Here is an 18,528-nt window from a genome sequence, read left to right as displayed (position 1 = left end):
ATTAAGCGGCTTGTTGAGGCTTTATTTAGTCAATTGCTCCATCTGCTCGATAACACTCTCGAATACACTCATTGCTTCGCGGATCGGCTCCGGAGAGGACATATCGACACCGGCCTTGGCCAGGATGTTGATGGAATAATCGCTGCCTCCGCTCTTCAGGAAGCCGAGGTAACGGTCTACTGCCGGCTTGCCTTCCTCCAGGATCTGCTTGGAGAAGCTGGTTGCTGCCGAGAAGCCTGTAGCGTATTTGTAAACATAGAAGCTGTTGTAGAAATGCGGAATCCGTGCCCACTCCATCTCGATGTCCTTATCTACAACCATATCTGCACCGTAATATTTAACGTTAAGATCGTAGTAGATGGCCGACAGATCCTGCGGAGTCAATGATTCTCCTTCCTCTGCACGCTGGTGGATAATTTTCTCGAATTCAGCGAACATCGTCTGGCGGAACACTGTGGTGCGGAACTGGTCGGCGTAGTAGGTCAGCAGGTACATTTTTTCCTTAGGATCAGTCGACTTGTTCAGCAGATAGTCCATCAGTAGCGCCTCATTGGTGGTAGAAGCCACTTCCGCAAGGAAAATGGTATACTGTGCGTCACGGTATTTCAGCGCATTGTCCGAATAGTACGAATGCAGGGCGTGACCCATTTCGTGCGCCAGTGTGAACATGCTGTTCAGGTTGTCGTTATGGTTCAGCAGGACATAAGGGTGGGTGCCGTAAGCCCCCCAGCTGTATGCGCCGGTGCGTTTGTTCTCATTCTCGTAGATGTCGATCCAGCCGTTGTCGTATCCTTCCTGCAGTACGCTCAGATAATCGTCGCCGAGCGGCTTCAGGCCTTCCTTGGTGATCTGCTTCGCTTCTTCAAAAGTAATATCCAGCTTATATTCGTCCACAAGCGGAGCGAACAGGTCGTACATATGTAGTTCATCAACCCCGAGCAGCTTCTGGCGCAGCTTCATGTAGCGGTGCATCAGCGGCAGGCTTTCGTGAATGGTGTCAATTAGATTAGTGTATACTTCCTTCGGAATATTATCGCCGTACAGCGACATTTCCAGAACAGACGGATATTTGCGTACCCGTGAGTAAAACACATTTTTGTTCACGTTCGCGCTAAGTGTAGCGGCAATCGTGTTCTTTTGCTTGGCATAGGTTTCATACACAGCTTTAAAGGCATTCTTACGCACTTCGCGGTCCGGGCTTTCCAGAAACTGAATATAGCTGCCGTGAGTCAGCTCGACTTCCTTGCCTTCCTCGTTCTTGATCTTGGGGAATTTAAGGTCAGCATTGTTCAGCATGCCAAAAATATTCTGCGGCGCCTGCGAAATGTTACCAACCTGAGCCAGCAGTGCTTCTTCAGCCTTGGAAAGGACATGGGCCTTTTCACGCTTCATTTCATTCAGAGTAAAGGTGTAAGCGGAGAGGGTAGGGTCAGCAATGAACTGATCCAGCTTTTCTACCGGCAGGGACAGGATTTCCGGTGTTACAAAAGAGAGCGCTTCTCCGGCTTCGACACTGAGCTTCTTGGCCTTTTGGGTTAGAGCCTGATAGGTAGGGGCTGCAGTATCCTCATCCTGGCGCATATGCGCGTATACATAGAGCCGCTCTGTCAGCTGCGAGAGCTCATCATCCAGCTCAAAGCAGGCTTTGAGCTCTTCTGCTGAATCCAGCTTGCCCTGAAAGGCGGAGGCTTTCTTGATCAGCGCTTTTGCTTCATTGTATTCTTTATCCCACTGTTCCTGTGATGCAAACATATCTTCCAGCTTCCAGCGGTTCTCGGCAGGCACTTCACTTCTCTTCAATAACTGTTCCATGGAAATCCTCCTTAAATGATGGGATGTAGCAGGCATAGAGTTCTGTGCTGCAGCGTTTGAGGAGCCGGCCGGCAGCAGGCTCAGTGCCAGCAGAAGACGAAGAGATCTGGCGGTAAAGGACATCACTTAGGCCTCCTGGATCATAGAGTCGGCTTAGTATGCCCTGCCAGTTTCTGATTATGATCTTCTTAACAAGAGTTATGCCAGCAGGCTATAAATAATGAAGATAAAGGCGAGAGCAATCAGAATGACTGCAGTCAGAGCCATGCCGCGCTTCAGGCGCGGCGGCAGTTTGTCCTTACTCATAATAAGAACGGCTCCGAGGCAGAGGACCACAACGATATAAATAACCAGACTTTCGTTATCCATACCAGCCTATACCTGTTTAAACGCTGCGATAATATTTTTGTATTCTTCTTCGTTGTCTTTATAGGACTCTTTATTGAAGCGGTTGTTCACCCATTCCATCATGGCCGGACGGCTCATAAAGGTATGCGTTTCTTCTCCCCACTGGTCGGAAATTTCCCTGAGGATAATGTAGCGTCCCTGAACCTCGACGGTCATCATATTCCATTTGTCTGTTTTGTATATTTCGTGTTTTTTGATCATGTCATTACCACCCTGGCGATTTTTGGCTTTTGGGTCAATGATAACGCACCGGGGAAGTGAAAAGCAAATGAATTCACTAATAAAGGGAAATCGTGGATTGCTTTGCAGGAATAGTTGGGGTATAATGTAAGCATACGCCATATATGGCGGTATTTTTAGGAGGTTGTTCATTTGAAAGGTACAGTAAAATGGTTTAACGCAGAAAAAGGTTATGGTTTTCTTCAGGTAGAAGGCGGCGAAGATGTATTCGTTCACTTCTCAGCTATCCAGGGCGAAGGCTTCAAGACTTTGGATGAAGGCCAAGCGGTTGAATTCGACATCACTGACGGTAACCGTGGTCCTCAAGCAGCTAACGTAGTTAAATTATAAGAAACGGCTGGACAGTTTGCTGTCAGCTGCAATATATATTTGATTTATGGCAGGCACTTGCAAGAGTGGTAACCATCAACTTACAAAGTACACAGTTCTCTCGGGAACTGTGTTTTTTTGTGCCATAAAAGTCCTTGCCGCCGCTGGCGGACAGCAAGGACCGGGATATGGCTATAGTGTTGCCTTTTGTGAGGGAAGAACTTCCGGCGGCGGTACGATAGCGGGCTCTGATTCCGGCGGTACTGCGGGAATAACTCTTTTGCGGAAGTAGCTCCGTGAAGGTCCTCCGATATCCAGCAGATGCTTGGTTAAAAAACCGATGAATGCAAGCACAGAGAAGAAGGTTGCTACCAGATAGAAAATGCGGCGTCCTGCATCCTCATAGATCAGACCTCCGAAAGTTCCGCTGAGCAGACCGGAAGCACTGGACCAGACTACGGTGAATAGCGCCAGGCCGGTTGCCCGAAGATGGTCGGGGATAACTCGTGTAATGTAGCGGACCGCTGTCACATAGAAAATGCCGAATGATATGCTGTGCAGTGCCTGAATCGCAATGATGGCGCCCGGGTGGACAGCAAGCGACATGAACAGAAAGCGCATTCCGTACATGAGACTTGCAAAAGCGAGCAGCGGCAGCTCCTTGAACCGTTCACCGTATTTACTGAGCAAAAAGAAGATGGGGATCTCACTCAGCGCGGATGCGAGCAGCGCCCAGCCGATTACGTCGTCGCCGGCGTTCATGCTCTTGAGGCTAAGAGTCAGAAAAGCTTCATTCATCCGGTGCCCGAGGGCCAGAATAAAGACACAGCCGAAGAACCACAGCACTTCTTTTTGCAGCAAAATCTCCTTCAGGCCGTTGCTCTTTACAGCAGATTTAGGAGATGGGCCTGTATTACCGTCCGCCTCAGGAGAACGTTTGATATCCTTTAATCCGATGGATAAAAGCAGGGCTGCGATAATAATAACGATACATACGCCAATGCTGTAAGAGGAACCGAGCGCTCTCAGCACATACCCGATAGTCAGGGCAAAAAAAGAATAGCCGAGTGATCCGAACACGCGGATAGCTATAAAGTTCCGCCCATGCCGCTGGGCAACTTTTATCGCCATGGTGTCCGCCAGAGGGAAAACAGGGTAATAGAAGAAATAGAATAAGGATATTATAAGCATTACCATTGAAAAATCAGTAGCTTTCGCCAGCATGATAGCTGTAACTAATTGTCCTGCGAGCAGAATGGCCATAATTTTTTTGATTGTTCCGAGCCGGTCGCTCATCATGCTCCAGAAAAGATTGGACAAGATGGATATCAGCGGTCCGAGGGAATACAGCAGTCCCACCTGCGTGCTGCTGAAGCCGAGATGGGTGTAGAAAAGCGGAAAATAAGAGACCACCAGTACACTGGTGCCGAAAAGTGTGAAGATGAAGGAACGCAGCCAATTTTGATCGCTGTACTGGCTGCCGGTCCGTCCTGATTCCATGTGTTTGCACTCCTTGGGTATCAAATACGCTCAGTATAGCATAAAGGCTGTATCTGATGTTTGTTAAAAGTTTGTTAAACTGGGGTGATTTCTGAATATTTCAAGGTTTTGCGAAAGTGATTTTGTTGTTTGTACAAAAACGTTCCGCATATTATAATAATGATGATTTGGATAAGGAGACAACAATGTGGAGGCACTGTCATTGAATGAATTTGAGCAAGGCCGTAACCTAAGCCCGCGCGGCCCGATAGGGCTTATGAGCCGGGTTTATAAGTACGTGCTGCCGGAAGTCCGGGAGTGTCTGCACTCCTGGCGTGAGGATGCAGAAGGGATTCCCGATCCCGAGCTCCGGAAACAAGCGCTTGCCAGCATTGAAACCAAACAGTTTCATTGTGAAGGCGGCGGAATTTATGCCGCCGGCAATTTGTCGATGAGACATATACTGATTCCGCTTATTGTCGCCTATCAAACGATCAGTGATTATCTGGATAATCTGTGTGACCGCAGCACCTCGCTTGATCCGGCCGATTTCAGGCTGCTGCATCAGTCGATGCTGGATGCAATCAGACCGGATGCCGAACCCGTCAATTACTATGCGCTGCGCAGCGAGCAGAATGATGGGGGATATCTGCAAAGGCTGGTCCGCAAGTGCCAGGAGATGACGGCGCTTTTACCGGGCTATGCTGCAGCTGCTGAAGAGATTTATGATCTCGCTGTGCTATATACAGATCTGCAGGTGTACAAGCATATCCGCCCCGAGCTCAGGGAAGATGCCCTGAAGGAATGGTGGGCTGTGGAAGGCAAGCGTGCCCCCCATCTTCACTGGAATGAATTTGCGGCGGCCACCGGCTCTACGCTGGGGGTGTTTATGCTGTTTCTGTCTGCGTGTGACCCCCGTCTGGACAAGTCGAAAGCGGCTTCGATCCGTGCTGCTTACTTTCCGCATGTCTGCGGGCTGCACATTATGCTGGACTACCTCATTGATCAGGATGAAGACCGGGCCGGCGGTGACCTCAATTTCTGCAATTATTACGACAATACTGATACCATGCTGAATCGGATTGCTTCCATCGTGGAGTGGGCCCGCAAGGATGTCCGGAGTCTGCCTGAGAACTCAATGCATCGGATGGTTATCGAGGGGCTTCTGGCACTTTATTTATCCGATCCAAAAGTCAGCGAACAGCGGGAGGTTCGTTCGGTATCCAAACGCCTGATGAGAAGAAGCCCGCTTACCAGATTGTTCTTCTTCGTCAACAGCCGCTGGATCCGCAAGCACATGTACTAAGGCTGCGGGGCTTAATTTCCGCTTAAGGGAACCATGCTTCGCACAATTTAAGGAGGAACTAACAGGATGTCAAACGTAAAAAAAATCGCAGTACTTACCAGTGGTGGAGATTCACAAGGCATGAACGCGGCTGTCCGCGCGGTAGTGCGCAGCGCAATCTTTTATGGAATTGAAGTGTACGGGATTCAACGCGGCTACCAGGGCCTGCTGAACCGTGATATTTTCCCGATGGATCTGCGCAGTGTAGGAGACATTATTCAGCGCGGCGGTACGATTCTGCAGTCGGCACGCTGTCTGGAGTTCATTAAACCGGAAGGCCAGCAGAAGGGTGCGGATATCCTTAATGAAATGGGTATCGACGGTCTGGTGGTTATCGGCGGTGACGGTTCCTATCAAGGCGCCAACAAGCTCAGCAAGCTTGGTATCAAGACAATGGCTTTGCCGGGAACTATTGACAATGATATCTCCTTCACAGACTACACCATTGGCTTTGATACAGCGGTAGGCGTTGTTGTAGATGCCATCAACAAGCTCCGCGACACTATGTCCTCCCATGAGCGTTCTTCCATTGTCGAAGTTATGGGCCGCCACTGCGGAGATATTGCTCTGCACGCCGGTCTTGCATCCGGCGCTGAAACCATTCTTGTCCCGGAAATGCCGTATGACCTTAATGAAGTGGCAGACCGCATGAAGGACAACTTTGCCAGAGGCAAACGCCACAGTATCGTAATTGTTGCTGAAGGCGTAGGCAAAGGCGAAGATGTAGCCCAGGCACTCAAAGACCGCCATGCTTCACTCGACGCCCGTGTGACGGTGCTGGGCCACATTCAGCGCGGCGGCACGCCGACTCCGGCTGACCGCAACCTGGCAAGCCGTCTCGGCGACTTTGCCGTACGTAAGCTGATTGAAGGCGAATCCGCCAAAGCTTGCGGAATCATTAAAGGTGAGTTGACCATTACCGATATTGATACAGTAGTAAATACCAAGAAGGCATTCGATACTGAATTGTACGAGTTGGCTTCCCGTCTGTCCCAATAACATCAGCATATGCCTTACAGCCGCCTAGTAATAGGCGGCTTTTTGCATTTCGGGAACAATGCTGAGTATGAAAAAGCGCCCTGTCCTTCCCCGAGTTCAGGAGGAGGACAGGGCCGCTTGCAAGAGTAGTGTCAGCCGTTAATTTGCTCTATGGTCCGGGCGGAAAAATTCCGCTGAACCTTAACGAGGCGGCCCAGCAGCAGAATGGCTCCGATAGCGAGACCGGCGATCAGCCCGATCCAGTAGCCGTATGCCCCCATGTCTGTATAGGTGGCCAGCAGATAACCTGTCGGAAGACCGATCACCCAATATGCAATAAAGCAGATGATGAAAGCCGGATTTACATCCTTGTACCCTCGCAGCACGCCTTGGGTTGGTGTGGCTATTGCATCGGAAATCTGGAAGAAGATTGCGTAGATCAGAAAATGCTGGATCAGGGAAATCACCTCGGATTCGTCCGAATAGAGACCGGCTACGTGATTGCCAGCGAATAACAGGACGAGTGCTGTTAGCAGCGACAGTGCAGCAGCGGAGCCGATGCCCATAATACTGTATTGGCGGGCATCCTTCAGCCGGCCGGACCCGCTCTCAAAGCCAACGAGAATAGTCAGGCTCATACAGATGCTCAGCGGGATCATGTATAGAGTAGAGGCAAAATTGATGGCTGCCTGATGAGCAGCTATCGTAACAGTGTCGAAGCGGCTCATCAGCAGTGTGACGGCTGAGAACACAGCTGTCTCAAAAAAGATGGAGAACCCGATCGGCACGCCGATCTTGAGCAGCTCCTTGAAGCTCGTTAGAGAAAGTCCGTAGAACTTGCGGAACAGCTGCAGGCTCTTGAACGGCTCAAACCGGTAAATGAAATGCAGGGCGACTGCAAAGATCACCCAATAGGTAATTGCCGAGGCACACCCGCCCCTACGCCGCCCATCTCAGGGAAGCCGAGCTTCCCGAAGATCAGCAGATAGTTTAGGCCGACATTGACCGGAAGGGCAATCAGCGTAATTAGCATCGAAACGCGGGTCTGTCCCAGGGCGTCAATGGTGCTGCGCAGTACGGTATACCCGAACAGGGGGATAATTCCGATGGAGATGGCACAGAGGAAACGGAAGGCAATATCCCTGACCTGCGGCTCCAGATTCATAAAATGTAGTACCGGGGACAGAACAAGGCTGCCAGCAGCCAGCACAAGCAGTGAAATCAGCAGTGAAAGCCAGATGCCCTGGGTCACCTGATAAGCTACATCTTTATTTTTCCGGCTGCCGATCAGGTGGGATACGATAGGAGTAATGCCCATCAGAATCCCGCTGAGGCCGGTCTGGATCGGAATCCACAGGCTTGTGCCGATTGCTACACCGGCAAGATCGTCCGTGCCGTATTTGCCGGACATATTGGTGTCGAAGAAGGTAATGGCCGATAAAGCGATTTGGGTAATCAGAATGGGAAAAAGAATATGTAAGAACTGCCCGGCCTTTTGTTTGAGTGAATGCGTTTGTTTCATAGATAGCTGCCTCATTATCTGGATAAGATTTTTAAAGTTTTTTTCAGGAAAAGACCCGGCATATGCCGGGTCCGGAATCCGCTTAACAGCCGGATATAATGGATATGATGGCTTAAATATTATTGCTCGTAATCCACTTCTGAGGTGTAACGGTTATTGGCGTTCCAGAGCAGGAACTCATCCACGTTCTCGTCCTTCAGCGCACGGATCTGATCTTCAACCTGCTGCTTGCCGTATTTAATGAAATGACCGCTTCCCAGCCAGCTGGCGGTAAAGTCCTGAATCCAAGGCCGGATCACTGGTTTGAAGCTGCCCAGAGGGTCAAGCTTCTTATGGGTATCGACCATGGAGCCCTTGATTGTCGCGTATGGATCCTTATCGGGATCCTTAACATCGAACCAGCCGGTGGAGTAATGACTTGGATATACCATTGGACTGATTACGTCGACATTCTTGGAGATTTTGACAAAATCCTGGCCGATGCCTTCCGCTGCAGGGACAGATGCCGCATAACCGAAGATATCAACGGATACTCTGACGCCGAGCGGAGCAAGTTCAGCCTTGGCATATTTGACGAAGTCAGCAACGATTTCGACTCGGGGCCGGTCACTCTTGGTATATTTCAGCGCATCGGCACGCTTTTCAAAACCCTCAGGGAACCGGACGTAATCGAATTGGATTTCCTTGAACCCGAGCTTCGCTGCTTCCTTCGCAATGTCCACATTGTATTTCCATACATTCTCATTATACGGGTTAACGAAGCTGTCGCCGCCTTTGTTCTTCCAGACGCTGCCGTCAGAATTGACGAAGGACAACTCCGGATGCTTCTTGGCCAGTACAGAATCCTTGAATACAACAATACGGGCAATCGGATAGACGTCATGCTCCTTCAGCCGTGTCATGAGCTTGTTGATATCGCCGATGAAATTCTGGGGTGTACCCATTTCCTGAAGCTCGGCATTGTCAGTCTTATATGTGATATATCCGGCGTCGTCCTTAATGTCGATGACCATCGAATTGAGTTCAGTCTTGTCAAGGAGAGCAAGAAGCTGCTCCATCCGGGAGCCGCCTGCACTGTAAGCTGTGACGTAGATGCCTTTGACCTTGGGCGCATCAGGCTGCGGATCCGTATGAAGTGCGCTGTCCGCTGCAGGTGTAGCACTTGGGGCAGGGGAAGGTGATGCATTGCCGGCTGACGTATTCGGTGCAGCGGATCCGGCCTGTTCTGCCGTGACAGGTGGATTAACAGCCGACTGCAGGGCTGCGGAGACGTCGGATTCATGTCCGCCGGACTGGACGCCAACGCTACCCAGAGCCATCATAAGTAATGCCCAGGTGATGTTCATTGTGTATTCTCTCCCTTTATGTACATTCCTTTAAAGTATAATGGAACGGCAGCATCCAAAAAGAACAGACTTGTAACAATCCGTGTAATTTTGGAAAGCCAGGAAATTTACCGCCCTTTGAGTTTTTAAACGGTCTGTACCGATTCTAAACCTCCATATTAAAAGTAAATGCCGCCCGGAGCGGCAATTGCTGGCTCCGGGCGGCAACAAATCAAAACTTGCCATCAAGCGGTCGTGCTTATTGAAGATACGCAGGATTCTGATGCTCACAAATGCTGTAATGGATGATATCCATGGCATCCGCCGGTTCCAGAATGCTTAGACCGTCGCGCAGCACGATTACAGAATTTAATTCGTCCTGCTTGAGAAACGGCATCATATCGGGATACCACCTCATGACGATTGCTGACAGTTTTACCGTTTCCATTTCCATAAGAGTCACCCTTTCCTTTTTCGAATGGTACTGAACGGTTCATTCAGGGAACATCCGTAAAACGAAGTGCCTGGAAAAAAGAGGGGTAAAGCACAATCCTCATGAATTTATTCGGTCCTGCGTGAATCTAATATATCACAATTTTAAAATACGCGCATTTCTTTCAGCTGGATCTTCTCCGGAAGGAGCCCATGACGCCTACAGTTTCCACAATATTGACAAAGGCCTGCGGGTCGCTGGCTTTGATGATCCGTCTCAGCTCTGCCAGTTCATAACGTGTTGTCACAGTCATTAGCATGTCCCGTTCGATATGAGAATAAGCGCCTTCGGTCTTTATCTTGGTTACGCCGCGCTGAAGCGGAAGGAGCTGCTCAAGCAGCTCTTCGGTACGGGTTGTTACAATATATACGGTAACTTTGATGTGGCTGACGTGAATCAGATCGACTACCTTGCCGGTTACATAAATCGAAACCATGGAGGCCAGCGCCAGGTTCCAATTATCGTCGAAATAGGCGGCGGCCAGAATGACTAATCCGTTAAGCCCGACGAGGATATTGCCGATTGGAAAGTCACGGTAACGGGTAATAATGGAACCGAGAATATCAAAGCCGCCGGAAGATCCGCCCATACGGAAGGAAATGCCGGCCCCTACGCCAACAAGCACTCCGCCGAATACGGAAGCCAGCAGCATATCGGAAGCTACAGTAACTTCAGGTATCAAGGCCATGAGCCAGGTGGTGGAGCCGACAGAAAGGATGCTGAGAATGATAAATCTCCGTCCCAGCTGAAACCAGCCGGCAACGAGCAGCGGCACGTTGAACAGCAGATACAGCAGGCTGATATTGAACGGGGTAAAGTAACCGACCAGCATGGCCAGACCCGAAACCCCTCCGCTAAGCAGCCTGTGCGGGATCAGAAACAGATTAAAGCCGCAGGCAATCATTGCTGAACCGAAGATTACAGCAAGGCAACTGCCGATTTGTCTAAGTTTTAACAAGCGTTTCACCTCTGACATGTAATGTAAGTAATGAAAGAAAGGAATACACTGGTATTCCTAAATAGGTTTGTGATATAATGTATAGGATATTCTTGAGTAGAACGTTACAATGGTATTTTTGCATTGCTTCGGATGTGAAGCTACAATTGTTCAGGCCGTTAATCAGACCTGATCTAAGGACATTTTTTTTCGTCCCATACGCGTAAACCCATGCAGAGATTACGGCATGATTGGACAGCCTATAAAGGTGTTTACCGCTACTTAAGAATACAGATAAGCATGTGGAATGTCCACTGTATAGAAGGAGCATGAATAATTTGAAAACATTCGCAGAATTCGGCCTGGAGCCCAAAGTGCTTCAGGCAATCACAGAGCTAGGATTTGAGGAATCAACACCGATTCAGGAGCAGGCGATTCCGATCGCGCTGACAGGAGCGGATATGATCGGCCAGGCTCAGACAGGTACCGGTAAAACCGCTGCCTTCGGTATTCCTCTTATCTCCAAAATCTCCCGGGAAGACGAAAAAATCACGGCGCTTGTTATGACGCCTACCCGCGAGCTGGCAATTCAGGTTGCTGAAGAAATCGGCAAGCTGTCCCGCTTCAAAGGTCTCCGTTCCCTGGCCATCTACGGCGGACAGGACATCGGACGCCAAATCCGCGGATTGAAGAAAAAACCTCAGATCATTATCGGTACACCAGGCCGTCTCCTGGATCACATCAACCGCAAGACCATCCGCCTGGACGACGTTCAGACCATCGTACTGGATGAAGCTGATGAAATGCTGGATATGGGCTTCATGGAAGATATCCAGAGTATCCTCAAGCTTGTTCCGGAAGAGCGCCAGACTATGCTGTTCTCAGCCACTATGCCTCCGAACATCCAGCGTCTTGCCCAGCAGTTCCTGAAGAATCCGCAGCACGTATCAGTAATTCCTAAGCAGATCAGCGCACCTCTGATCGACCAGGCTTACATTGAAGTTCCTGAGCGTCAGAAGTTTGAGGCCCTGAGCCGCCTGATCGATATGGAATCCCCTGAACTGGCTATCGTATTCGGCCGCACTAAGCGCCGTGTTGACGAGCTTGCTGAAGGCCTGCAGAAACGCGGATACTCCGCTGACGGACTGCACGGTGACCTTTCACAGAATCAGCGTGATGCAGTTATGCGCAAATTCCGCGATGGCAGTATTGACGTTCTGGTAGCTACTGACGTAGCTGCACGCGGACTTGACGTATCCGGTGTAACACATGTAATTAACTTTGACCTTCCGCAGGATCCGGAAAGTTATGTACACCGTATCGGCCGTACCGGCCGTGCCGGTAAAGAAGGTACAGCATGGTCGTTCGTAACACCGCGCGAAATTGATCACCTGCACCTGATTGAGCGTGTTACGCGTCACCGCATCACCCGCAAACCGCTGCCTACAATGGCAGAAGCTATTGAAGGCAAACAACGCATTACAGCAGAACGCCTGCTGGCGATGGTTGAAACCGGAGATCAGCTGAACGAATACAAAGGTATTGCGATCCAGCTTCTGGAGCAGTATGATTCCGTACAGCTGCTGTCTGCAGCAATGAAGCTGCTGACTGGCGAATCCAAGGATGCGCAGGTTGAACTGACGCCTGAGGATCCGATCCGTGCTAAGCGCCGCGGCGGCAAATACGACATCCGCAGCGGACGCAAGCCAAACGGCGGCTACGGCGGCAACCGTTCCGGCGGAAGCGGCGGCGGATACCGTGGTAACCGTGAAGGCGGCAACCGTGAAGGCGGAAGCTACGGCGGCGGTTACAAGGGCAACCGTGACAATGCCGGCGGAACAACACGCGGCGGTTACAGCAGCGGCTATGGCGGCAACAGCAGCAGCGGCGGCTACAAAGGCAACCGCGATGATGCAAACCGCAGCTCCGAGCGTAAGCCATACAACCGTCCAAGCGGTACTGGCACACGTCCAGCTAAGCGCGAAGACTTCGATAATTAAGCAGCAGCCGGTATTCCGGCATTAAAAAGGCGAGAGACCGCTTAGCGGTTTCTCGCCTTTTTGGTGCCTGGCACCTATTATTGGTGCTGCATGAATAATCCGTTATTATACAACAAATGTGCGGGTGATGATAACAAGCAGGATGAACAGGACCAGGATAGTACCTGTGGAAGTCCAGAGGCCATAGCCGGCAGGTGTAGACATAGGATTAACCTCCTTTAAAATAAGGTTATTGTCATGGTTACGTTCCTAATATATGGCCATTCCTTCCGGCCTGCGTAGACGATTACCCAGATTCATTAGAATGGGCGCTGGAAAAGTCCAGGTCAAATAGGTTATAGTTAAGGTACGCAGTATGCGCGAGACAGACAGGAGGAAGGGAATTGGAGTTTAAAGGAGCTATGGGCGGTTTATACCGCATCACGGAATGGATTTCACGTATTGCCTTCAGCAATATACTATGGGGGCTGTGTTCGATTCCGTTTTTGTTTATCGCTGTGATGAAGATTATTATGCTGGGTTCAGCAACAGGCGGGCCCAACGAACAGATTACGCTTAACTGGGCACTGGGGATTTTGGCACCGTTTACGGTATTCCCGGCTACGGCTGCACTGTTTACGGTTGTACGCAAATGGGTGATGGGCAACACGGATGTCAGCACGTTCCGCACTTTTTTTCAGGGATACAAAGAAAATTATCTCAAGAGCATGCTTGGGGGACTCATCTATACCGTGCTGTTTGTTGTAATGTACGTTGATGTGACCGTATACATGACTCAAATGGCCAATTTCAGAATCGTCGGTATTCTGATGCTGGTGCTGATGATTATTCTGTTTGTATCGATGTTTAACTTCTTCTCAATTGTCGTTCACTACCAGATGACTTTTAAGGAAGTTATTAAGAACTCTGTCCTGCTGACCATCGCCCGGCCTATTCGTGTGTTCTCTACACTGATCGGTTCTGCGTTGCTTGCATATATAGGTCTGCGGTACCCTGTACTGTATGTAATCTGCATTCCTACACTGGTTGCTATGCTGGCCTTCTTTAACTTCTTTGCTACATACAACAAGCTGCAGCTGCAGGCTGAGAAAAAGCAGCAGCAAGAGCTGGAGGCACAGGAAGCGGCTGAAAAAGAATCGGCAGAGCGGCTGCTTGCGGAAGACGATGACGATGATGACGATGATGATGACGATTTCGATGATAAGGATAATTCCAGATCATCTAAACGAATTTAATATCAGCGTTACAATCACCGGCAAAAAGGGACGAGAATTTTATTCCAGTGTTAATTAAAGCGCATACAGGTTTACATTTTCGTCAAAACGCAATATAATAGTTATAAATCCTGCGATGTACGTTACGGTTGCTCGTTGTTTTGAACCAATGATAATGTCTCGGGAGACTTAATACGGAGCGCGGCTGAACAGCCCTGTCTATACGACTTGGGGAATTCAAAAACGACTTCTGCGGTCACCCACCTGCTCTCGCAGGTTCAGAAGACACTGTAGCCGGACGGCATAGGCGGGTTTTCTGCTGATTTTGACAAGGTGCCCTGTATCCCGCAATTGCGGATTCAGGGTACCTTTTTGTTTGCTGTGCCTTTTTGGAAACGGTGTCTGCAGATGCCTTTCTTACATAGAGGTCCAGGAAAGTGAGCTATGCTCTTTTGTTCCTGGGTTAAGAATGTTACACTGATAATAATGAACTTGGGACTAAAAGAGGGGGAAATATTTTGTCGCTCAAAAGAACATTGGTCGGTATATTCCGCAGTCATGACGGAACTAGCGACCGTGCAAAGGATCCGGCATTAAAGACACGTTATTACACTCTTTCGAAAGACAAGGCATGGGATGAAGTATCTTCAACACTGAAGAAAATTCCCGGTTACAAGGTTCTGCATGAGGTGCAGTCCGTAGGAGAAATTACCCTGGAGAAAAGAACGGGGTTTGGACGTACGCTGGATATAACAGTATCCGTACTGAATACATCGCCGGTACGCTGCGGTATCGACATATATTCCGCATCAAGAGGCTCGCTTGGTGACCTGGGTGCCAATTACCGTGTCATTCAGCGCCTGTATGAATCACTGGACAAGAAGCTGGGCAAGTACAAGACAGACTAATGAACCGCCGGTCTTGCTGTCCGGTGATTGTATGCGGTTTCCGGAAGAACCCGGCTATATAATAGGATGTTTTATCTATAGCAAAAAGCGGCGGAAGGAAAGCCTTCTGCCGCTTTTTTAACATATCGTATTTCTGTTATATCGTCCGGCTTTGTGGATCTACAGCAATTCCTTGACGGCGGCAATCGCTGCTTCGTAATTCGGGTGCTCGGACATTTCGCCAAGGTACTCAACATAAGTTAATTTGTCGTTCTTGTCGATAACGAAGATGGAGCGCATATCCAGGCGGAATTCCTTGATCAGTACGCCGTAGGCTTGTCCGAAGGCGGCTTCCTTGTGGTCTGACAGGGTGATAACCCGGTCAATGCCGGCGGCGCCGCACCAGCGGGCCTGGGCGAAAGGCAGATCTGTGCTGATGGTGAGGATGACTACGTCGTCTCCAAGCTCAGCTGCTTCGCTGTTGAAGCGGCGGGTCTGGGCGTCGCATACTCCTGTGTCCAGGGAAGGCACGACACTAATCAGCTTGATTTTGCCGGCAAAATCACTCAGTGTAGCGTCCTCCAGCAGGTTCTTGCTTACTGTGAAATCCGGAGCGCTGTCCCCGGCTTTGAGCTCAGGTCCTACCAGTGTAATCGGATTGCCTTTGAATGCGGCTACGCCTGTTCTTTCTTGCGTCATGTCCTTGTTTCCTCCTCAGGTTACAATATTGGATTGTTACTGCCAGAATAAATTATAATCGTTTTAGAAGGTTGATGTCCAACCGGACAACATACATAAAGGATGGGTGCCATGATATTTATACGCTACGAAAACTGGAAAAGCTATCTGAGATACTATCCCGTAACCGTTATTCTTCTGTTAGCCAACCTTGTGATGTTTATTGTAGCATCCCTGAACGGTGGTTCAACAAATCTGGATACGCTTGTAAAGCTCGGTGCTGTGGTGGATAACGGGCCCGAAAAAGAAGAGCTGTGGCGTTATTTTGCTGCTATGTTCCTGCATAACGGATTTTCCCATCTTTTCTTTAACAGCTTCTCGCTGCTGGTGTTTGCCCCTCCGCTAGAACGGCTGCTGGGCTGGTGGCGCTATGCAATCCTGTACATTATCGGCGGGTTCCTGGCCAATGTGCTTTCGGTTGCACTCGGCGGGACGCCGGACCCTTATACCGCTACTGTATCTGTAGGCGCCTCAGGCGCGATTTACGCGATTTACGGCGCATTTCTGTATATCGCCACCCTGCAGCGAGGGATGATGGATGAGGGCTCGCGTAAGACGCTGTACGGGCTGCTGGTAATGGGGATTGTGATGTCGTTTGTTACTCCATATGTCAATTGGATGGCTCATATGGGCGGACTGGTCGCCGGTTTTTTCCTGTACGGGCTGATTATCCGTCTTTTAAAAAGAAGCAGGCGATAGGAGAGGTTGGGAAGTGGAACTTAGACAGCTGCAATACTTTCTGAAGGTTGCCCAAAAGGAGCATGTTACCAAAGCGGCGGAGGAGCTGCATGTAGCCCAGTCGGCGGTAAGCCGCCAGATTCATCAGCTGGAGCAGGAGCTTGGAGTGGATTTATTTATGCAAAAAGGCCGAAATCTGCAGCTTACGCCTGTAGGACAGCTTTTTTGCAAGCGGGTCGAAACGCTGCTTAAGGATCTCGAGCGCTCTGTAGCGGAGGTGCATGAATTCCTGGACCCGGAGCTGGGAGAGATTCGTATCGGCTTTCCGCACAGTCTGGGAACACACCTGATTCCCTCCATTGTGGCAGAGTTCCGCAGGCATTACCCTAATGTCAGGTTCCGCTTCAAGCAAGGGACCTATGCATCTTTGATTAAGGACGTCTCGTCGGGTGAGGTGGATCTGGCGTTTATTTCCCCTTTTCCGGAGAATGACGGCCATGTTGCCGGAGATATCGTAATGACGGAGGAGTTGTTCGCCATCCTGCCGCAGCATCATCCGCTTGCCGGCGAAACGGTGATCCGGCTTGAGCAGCTACGTGATGAGAAGTTCGTATTGTTCAGCCAGGGGTACTCCCTGAGGCCGATTGTCTGGCAGGCCTGTATCCAGGCCGGCTTTAAGCCCCAGATCGCATTTGAAGGCGGGGAGACGGATACTATCCGCGGTCTGGTAGCCGCCGGCATGGGCGTCAGCCTGCTTCCGGAGACGGCGCTGTACCAGACGAATCCGATGCAGCCTGCCCAGGTTAGAGTCGTAGAGCCGGCTGTTACCCGGACGGTAGGGATCATTCACCGCAGTGACGGTAAGCTGCCGCTGGTAGCCAGATCGTTCAGGACTTTCCTGCTTACCTATTTCAGGGACAAAAACAACAATAACCCGGAAGGCTAGAGCCTTCGGGTTATTTGTCTCAGCTGCACTTTGCAGCGCAGAGGGGATTATTCACGGTTACCAAGGAACATGGTGATTAGACGCAGAAGCTCAAGCAGGGAGACGAGAGCGGCAGCCACATAAGTCAGAGCGGCGGCATTCAGTACCTTGGCAACACCGCGTTCTTCCTCGTTGCGGATGAAGCCTTGCTCAACCATAACCTGACGTGCGCGGTTGCTGGCGTTGAACTCGACCGGCAGCGTAACAAGCTGGAATGCTACGGCAGCAGAGAAGAAGATGATTCCAAGTCCGATAAGATTGGTTGCGCTGAAAATGAAGCCTGCCAGCAGCATGAACGGCGCAACACCTGAAGCGAAGTTAACGACCGGGAACATCCGGTGGCGGAGCGTCAGCATCGGATAGTGTACCTTGTGTTGAATAGCGTGGCCGACCTCATGGCAGGCAACGGAAACGGCGGAAATAGAGTTCTCATAATATACCGGTTCCGACAGGCGGACTACACGGTTAATCGGATCGTAGTGGTCTGACAAAGCTCCGCGAACAGGTTCAATCGGGACGTCGTGCAGGCCGTTGGCATCCAGCATGCGCCTTGCCGCTTCATAACCGGTTAATCCGTTTGCGTTGGGAACTTTAGCCCATTTATTAAATGTACCCTTAACTCTGAACTGGGCCCACAAAGAGAACAGAAAGGCAACAATGACTAATAAAAACATATCTCATTCCTCCATCATGATGTGTGTGAGTAATTACATTGGCGGATTCTGCGTCAGCAGCAGCTTGATCGCCTCCATGCAGGCAACGCCTTGCGGAATAAGGGCAGCCAGCGCACGTCTGGCCTGTACAGGCTTCAGTCCGTTAATCATTGGCTCCAGCGCCTTGACTTCGCGTTCCAGACGCTGCATCTGAAGCTCCAGCTCCGCCAGTTTGTCCGAAACATCGGCTTCAGGAGTGGCTGCATTCCATTTATCCATCATGGATTTGATTTCTTCCAATGTATATTTCTCTTGCTTTAGCTGATTAATACGTTCCAAGGCGGCTAAGGTTTCATGGCTGTACAGCCGATAGTTCTTCATGCTTCTTGATTCCGGCTTGATCAGGCCAAGCTTCGTATAATAGTCGATGGTCCGTTCGCTTAAACTGGCGGCTTTGGCGAGCTCGCCAATCCGGTAAAGGATCATATCCCCAATTGAGTTCACCTCGCTGTATAATCCTCCCGC

Annotated in this window: 18 protein-coding genes, 1 other RNA gene and 1 pseudogene; 9 read left to right on the top strand and 11 right to left on the bottom strand. The window is 50.2% G+C overall.

Annotated features, from left to right (window positions below; all coding sequences use genetic code 11):
• Positions 1 to 21: 21 nt before the first annotated feature.
• Together pepF and AWJ19_RS24580 are read right to left on the bottom strand one after the other, a co-directional pair.
• The gene (pepF, locus tag AWJ19_RS24585) at positions 22 to 1,812 is read right to left on the bottom strand and encodes an oligoendopeptidase F (RefSeq protein WP_068727916.1); all 1,791 of its coding nucleotides are present in this window, start codon (positions 1,810 to 1,812) and stop codon (positions 22 to 24) included.
• Positions 1,813 to 2,187: 375 nt separating this feature from the next.
• Positions 2,188 to 2,421: a hypothetical protein gene (locus tag AWJ19_RS24580; RefSeq protein WP_039872008.1), complete on the bottom strand. Its 234-nt coding sequence runs from the start codon at positions 2,419 to 2,421 to the stop codon at positions 2,188 to 2,190.
• Between the two features lie 171 nt (positions 2,422 to 2,592).
• Here AWJ19_RS24580 and AWJ19_RS24575 point away from each other — a divergent pair, with 171 nt between their 5' ends.
• Complete coding sequence (locus AWJ19_RS24575) at positions 2,593 to 2,790, top strand: cold shock domain-containing protein (RefSeq protein ID WP_039836470.1); 198 nt, start codon at positions 2,593 to 2,595, stop codon at positions 2,788 to 2,790.
• 171 nt (positions 2,791 to 2,961) lie between these two features.
• On the opposite strand, the gene AWJ19_RS24570 is transcribed toward AWJ19_RS24575, so the two are convergent.
• Positions 2,962 to 4,269, bottom strand: a complete 1,308-nt coding sequence (locus AWJ19_RS24570) for an MFS transporter (protein WP_082708094.1) — start codon at positions 4,267 to 4,269, stop codon at positions 2,962 to 2,964.
• Positions 4,270 to 4,471: 202 nt separating this feature from the next.
• Here AWJ19_RS24570 and AWJ19_RS24565 point away from each other — a divergent pair, with 202 nt between their 5' ends.
• Together AWJ19_RS24565 and pfkA are read left to right on the top strand one after the other, a co-directional pair.
• Complete coding sequence (locus AWJ19_RS24565) at positions 4,472 to 5,554, top strand: tetraprenyl-beta-curcumene synthase family protein (RefSeq protein WP_068727915.1); 1,083 nt, start codon at positions 4,472 to 4,474, stop codon at positions 5,552 to 5,554.
• Between the two features lie 66 nt (positions 5,555 to 5,620).
• Positions 5,621 to 6,592 (top strand): 6-phosphofructokinase, encoded by a 972-nt coding sequence (gene pfkA, locus AWJ19_RS24560; protein WP_068727881.1) that lies wholly within the window; start codon positions 5,621 to 5,623, stop codon positions 6,590 to 6,592.
• Between the two features lie 131 nt (positions 6,593 to 6,723).
• Here pfkA and AWJ19_RS24555 read toward each other — a convergent pair.
• From AWJ19_RS24555 to AWJ19_RS24540, 4 genes and pseudogenes are all read right to left on the bottom strand, one after another.
• Positions 6,724 to 8,093, bottom strand: a pseudogene (locus AWJ19_RS24555) (MATE family efflux transporter).
• A 119-nt stretch (positions 8,094 to 8,212) separates the two neighbouring features.
• The gene (locus tag AWJ19_RS24550; RefSeq protein ID WP_068727879.1) at positions 8,213 to 9,439 is read right to left on the bottom strand and encodes a putative glycoside hydrolase; all 1,227 of its coding nucleotides are present in this window, start codon (positions 9,437 to 9,439) and stop codon (positions 8,213 to 8,215) included.
• A 238-nt stretch (positions 9,440 to 9,677) separates the two neighbouring features.
• A complete protein-coding gene (locus AWJ19_RS24545) occupies positions 9,678 to 9,872 on the bottom strand; it encodes a hypothetical protein (RefSeq protein WP_068727877.1) in 195 nt (64 codons plus the stop codon).
• 163 nt (positions 9,873 to 10,035) lie between these two features.
• A complete protein-coding gene (locus AWJ19_RS24540) occupies positions 10,036 to 10,869 on the bottom strand; it encodes a YitT family protein (protein WP_277815838.1) in 834 nt (277 codons plus the stop codon).
• Positions 10,870 to 11,186: 317 nt separating this feature from the next.
• Here AWJ19_RS24540 and AWJ19_RS24535 point away from each other — a divergent pair, with 317 nt between their 5' ends.
• Positions 11,187 to 12,848 (top strand): DEAD/DEAH box helicase, encoded by a 1,662-nt coding sequence (locus AWJ19_RS24535; protein WP_068727873.1) that lies wholly within the window; start codon positions 11,187 to 11,189, stop codon positions 12,846 to 12,848.
• A gap of 105 nt (positions 12,849 to 12,953) precedes the next feature.
• Here the strand turns inward: AWJ19_RS24535 and AWJ19_RS24530 are convergent, their stop codons facing one another.
• Positions 12,954 to 13,052, bottom strand: coding sequence for a dihydroorotate dehydrogenase (locus AWJ19_RS24530; RefSeq protein ID WP_068727871.1), 99 nt, complete (start codon positions 13,050 to 13,052; stop codon positions 12,954 to 12,956).
• Positions 13,053 to 13,231: 179 nt separating this feature from the next.
• On the opposite strand from AWJ19_RS24530, the gene AWJ19_RS24525 reads away from it, so the two are divergent.
• From AWJ19_RS24525 to AWJ19_RS24515, 3 genes are all read left to right on the top strand, one after another.
• Entirely contained in the window at positions 13,232 to 14,083 is an 852-nt protein-coding gene (locus AWJ19_RS24525; RefSeq protein WP_068727869.1) for a DUF624 domain-containing protein, read from the top strand.
• 104 nt (positions 14,084 to 14,187) lie between these two features.
• Positions 14,188 to 14,380: non-coding RNA, 6S RNA (ssrS, locus tag AWJ19_RS24520), on the top strand.
• 200 nt (positions 14,381 to 14,580) lie between these two features.
• The gene (locus AWJ19_RS24515) at positions 14,581 to 14,970 is read left to right on the top strand and encodes a DUF1499 domain-containing protein (RefSeq protein WP_068727867.1); all 390 of its coding nucleotides are present in this window, start codon (positions 14,581 to 14,583) and stop codon (positions 14,968 to 14,970) included.
• Positions 14,971 to 15,129: 159 nt separating this feature from the next.
• Here the strand turns inward: AWJ19_RS24515 and tpx are convergent, their stop codons facing one another.
• On the bottom strand, positions 15,130 to 15,648 hold the full coding sequence (gene tpx, locus AWJ19_RS24510) for a thiol peroxidase (RefSeq protein ID WP_068727865.1): 519 nt from the start codon (positions 15,646 to 15,648) through the stop codon (positions 15,130 to 15,132).
• 111 nt (positions 15,649 to 15,759) lie between these two features.
• On the opposite strand from tpx, the gene AWJ19_RS24505 reads away from it, so the two are divergent.
• Positions 15,760 to 16,386: a rhomboid family intramembrane serine protease gene (locus AWJ19_RS24505; RefSeq protein ID WP_068727863.1), complete on the top strand. Its 627-nt coding sequence runs from the start codon at positions 15,760 to 15,762 to the stop codon at positions 16,384 to 16,386.
• Between the two features lie 13 nt (positions 16,387 to 16,399).
• Positions 16,400 to 17,311: a LysR family transcriptional regulator gene (locus AWJ19_RS24500; RefSeq protein WP_068727861.1), complete on the top strand. Its 912-nt coding sequence runs from the start codon at positions 16,400 to 16,402 to the stop codon at positions 17,309 to 17,311.
• A 47-nt stretch (positions 17,312 to 17,358) separates the two neighbouring features.
• On the opposite strand, the gene AWJ19_RS24495 is transcribed toward AWJ19_RS24500, so the two are convergent.
• Together AWJ19_RS24495 and AWJ19_RS24490 are read right to left on the bottom strand one after the other, a co-directional pair.
• Positions 17,359 to 18,024, bottom strand: a complete 666-nt coding sequence (locus tag AWJ19_RS24495; protein WP_068727859.1) for a zinc metallopeptidase — start codon at positions 18,022 to 18,024, stop codon at positions 17,359 to 17,361.
• Between the two features lie 33 nt (positions 18,025 to 18,057).
• A complete protein-coding gene (locus AWJ19_RS24490; RefSeq protein WP_068727857.1) occupies positions 18,058 to 18,489 on the bottom strand; it encodes a MerR family transcriptional regulator in 432 nt (143 codons plus the stop codon).
• Positions 18,490 to 18,528 lie beyond the last annotated feature (39 nt).

It is taken from the genome of Paenibacillus sp. DMB5, assembly GCF_001517085.1.
Lineage (GTDB): Bacteria > Bacillota > Bacilli > Paenibacillales > Paenibacillaceae > Paenibacillus_AQ.
The sequence above is the reverse complement of the archived record's forward strand: the minus strand, read 5'-3'. Positions and strand labels throughout refer to the sequence as shown.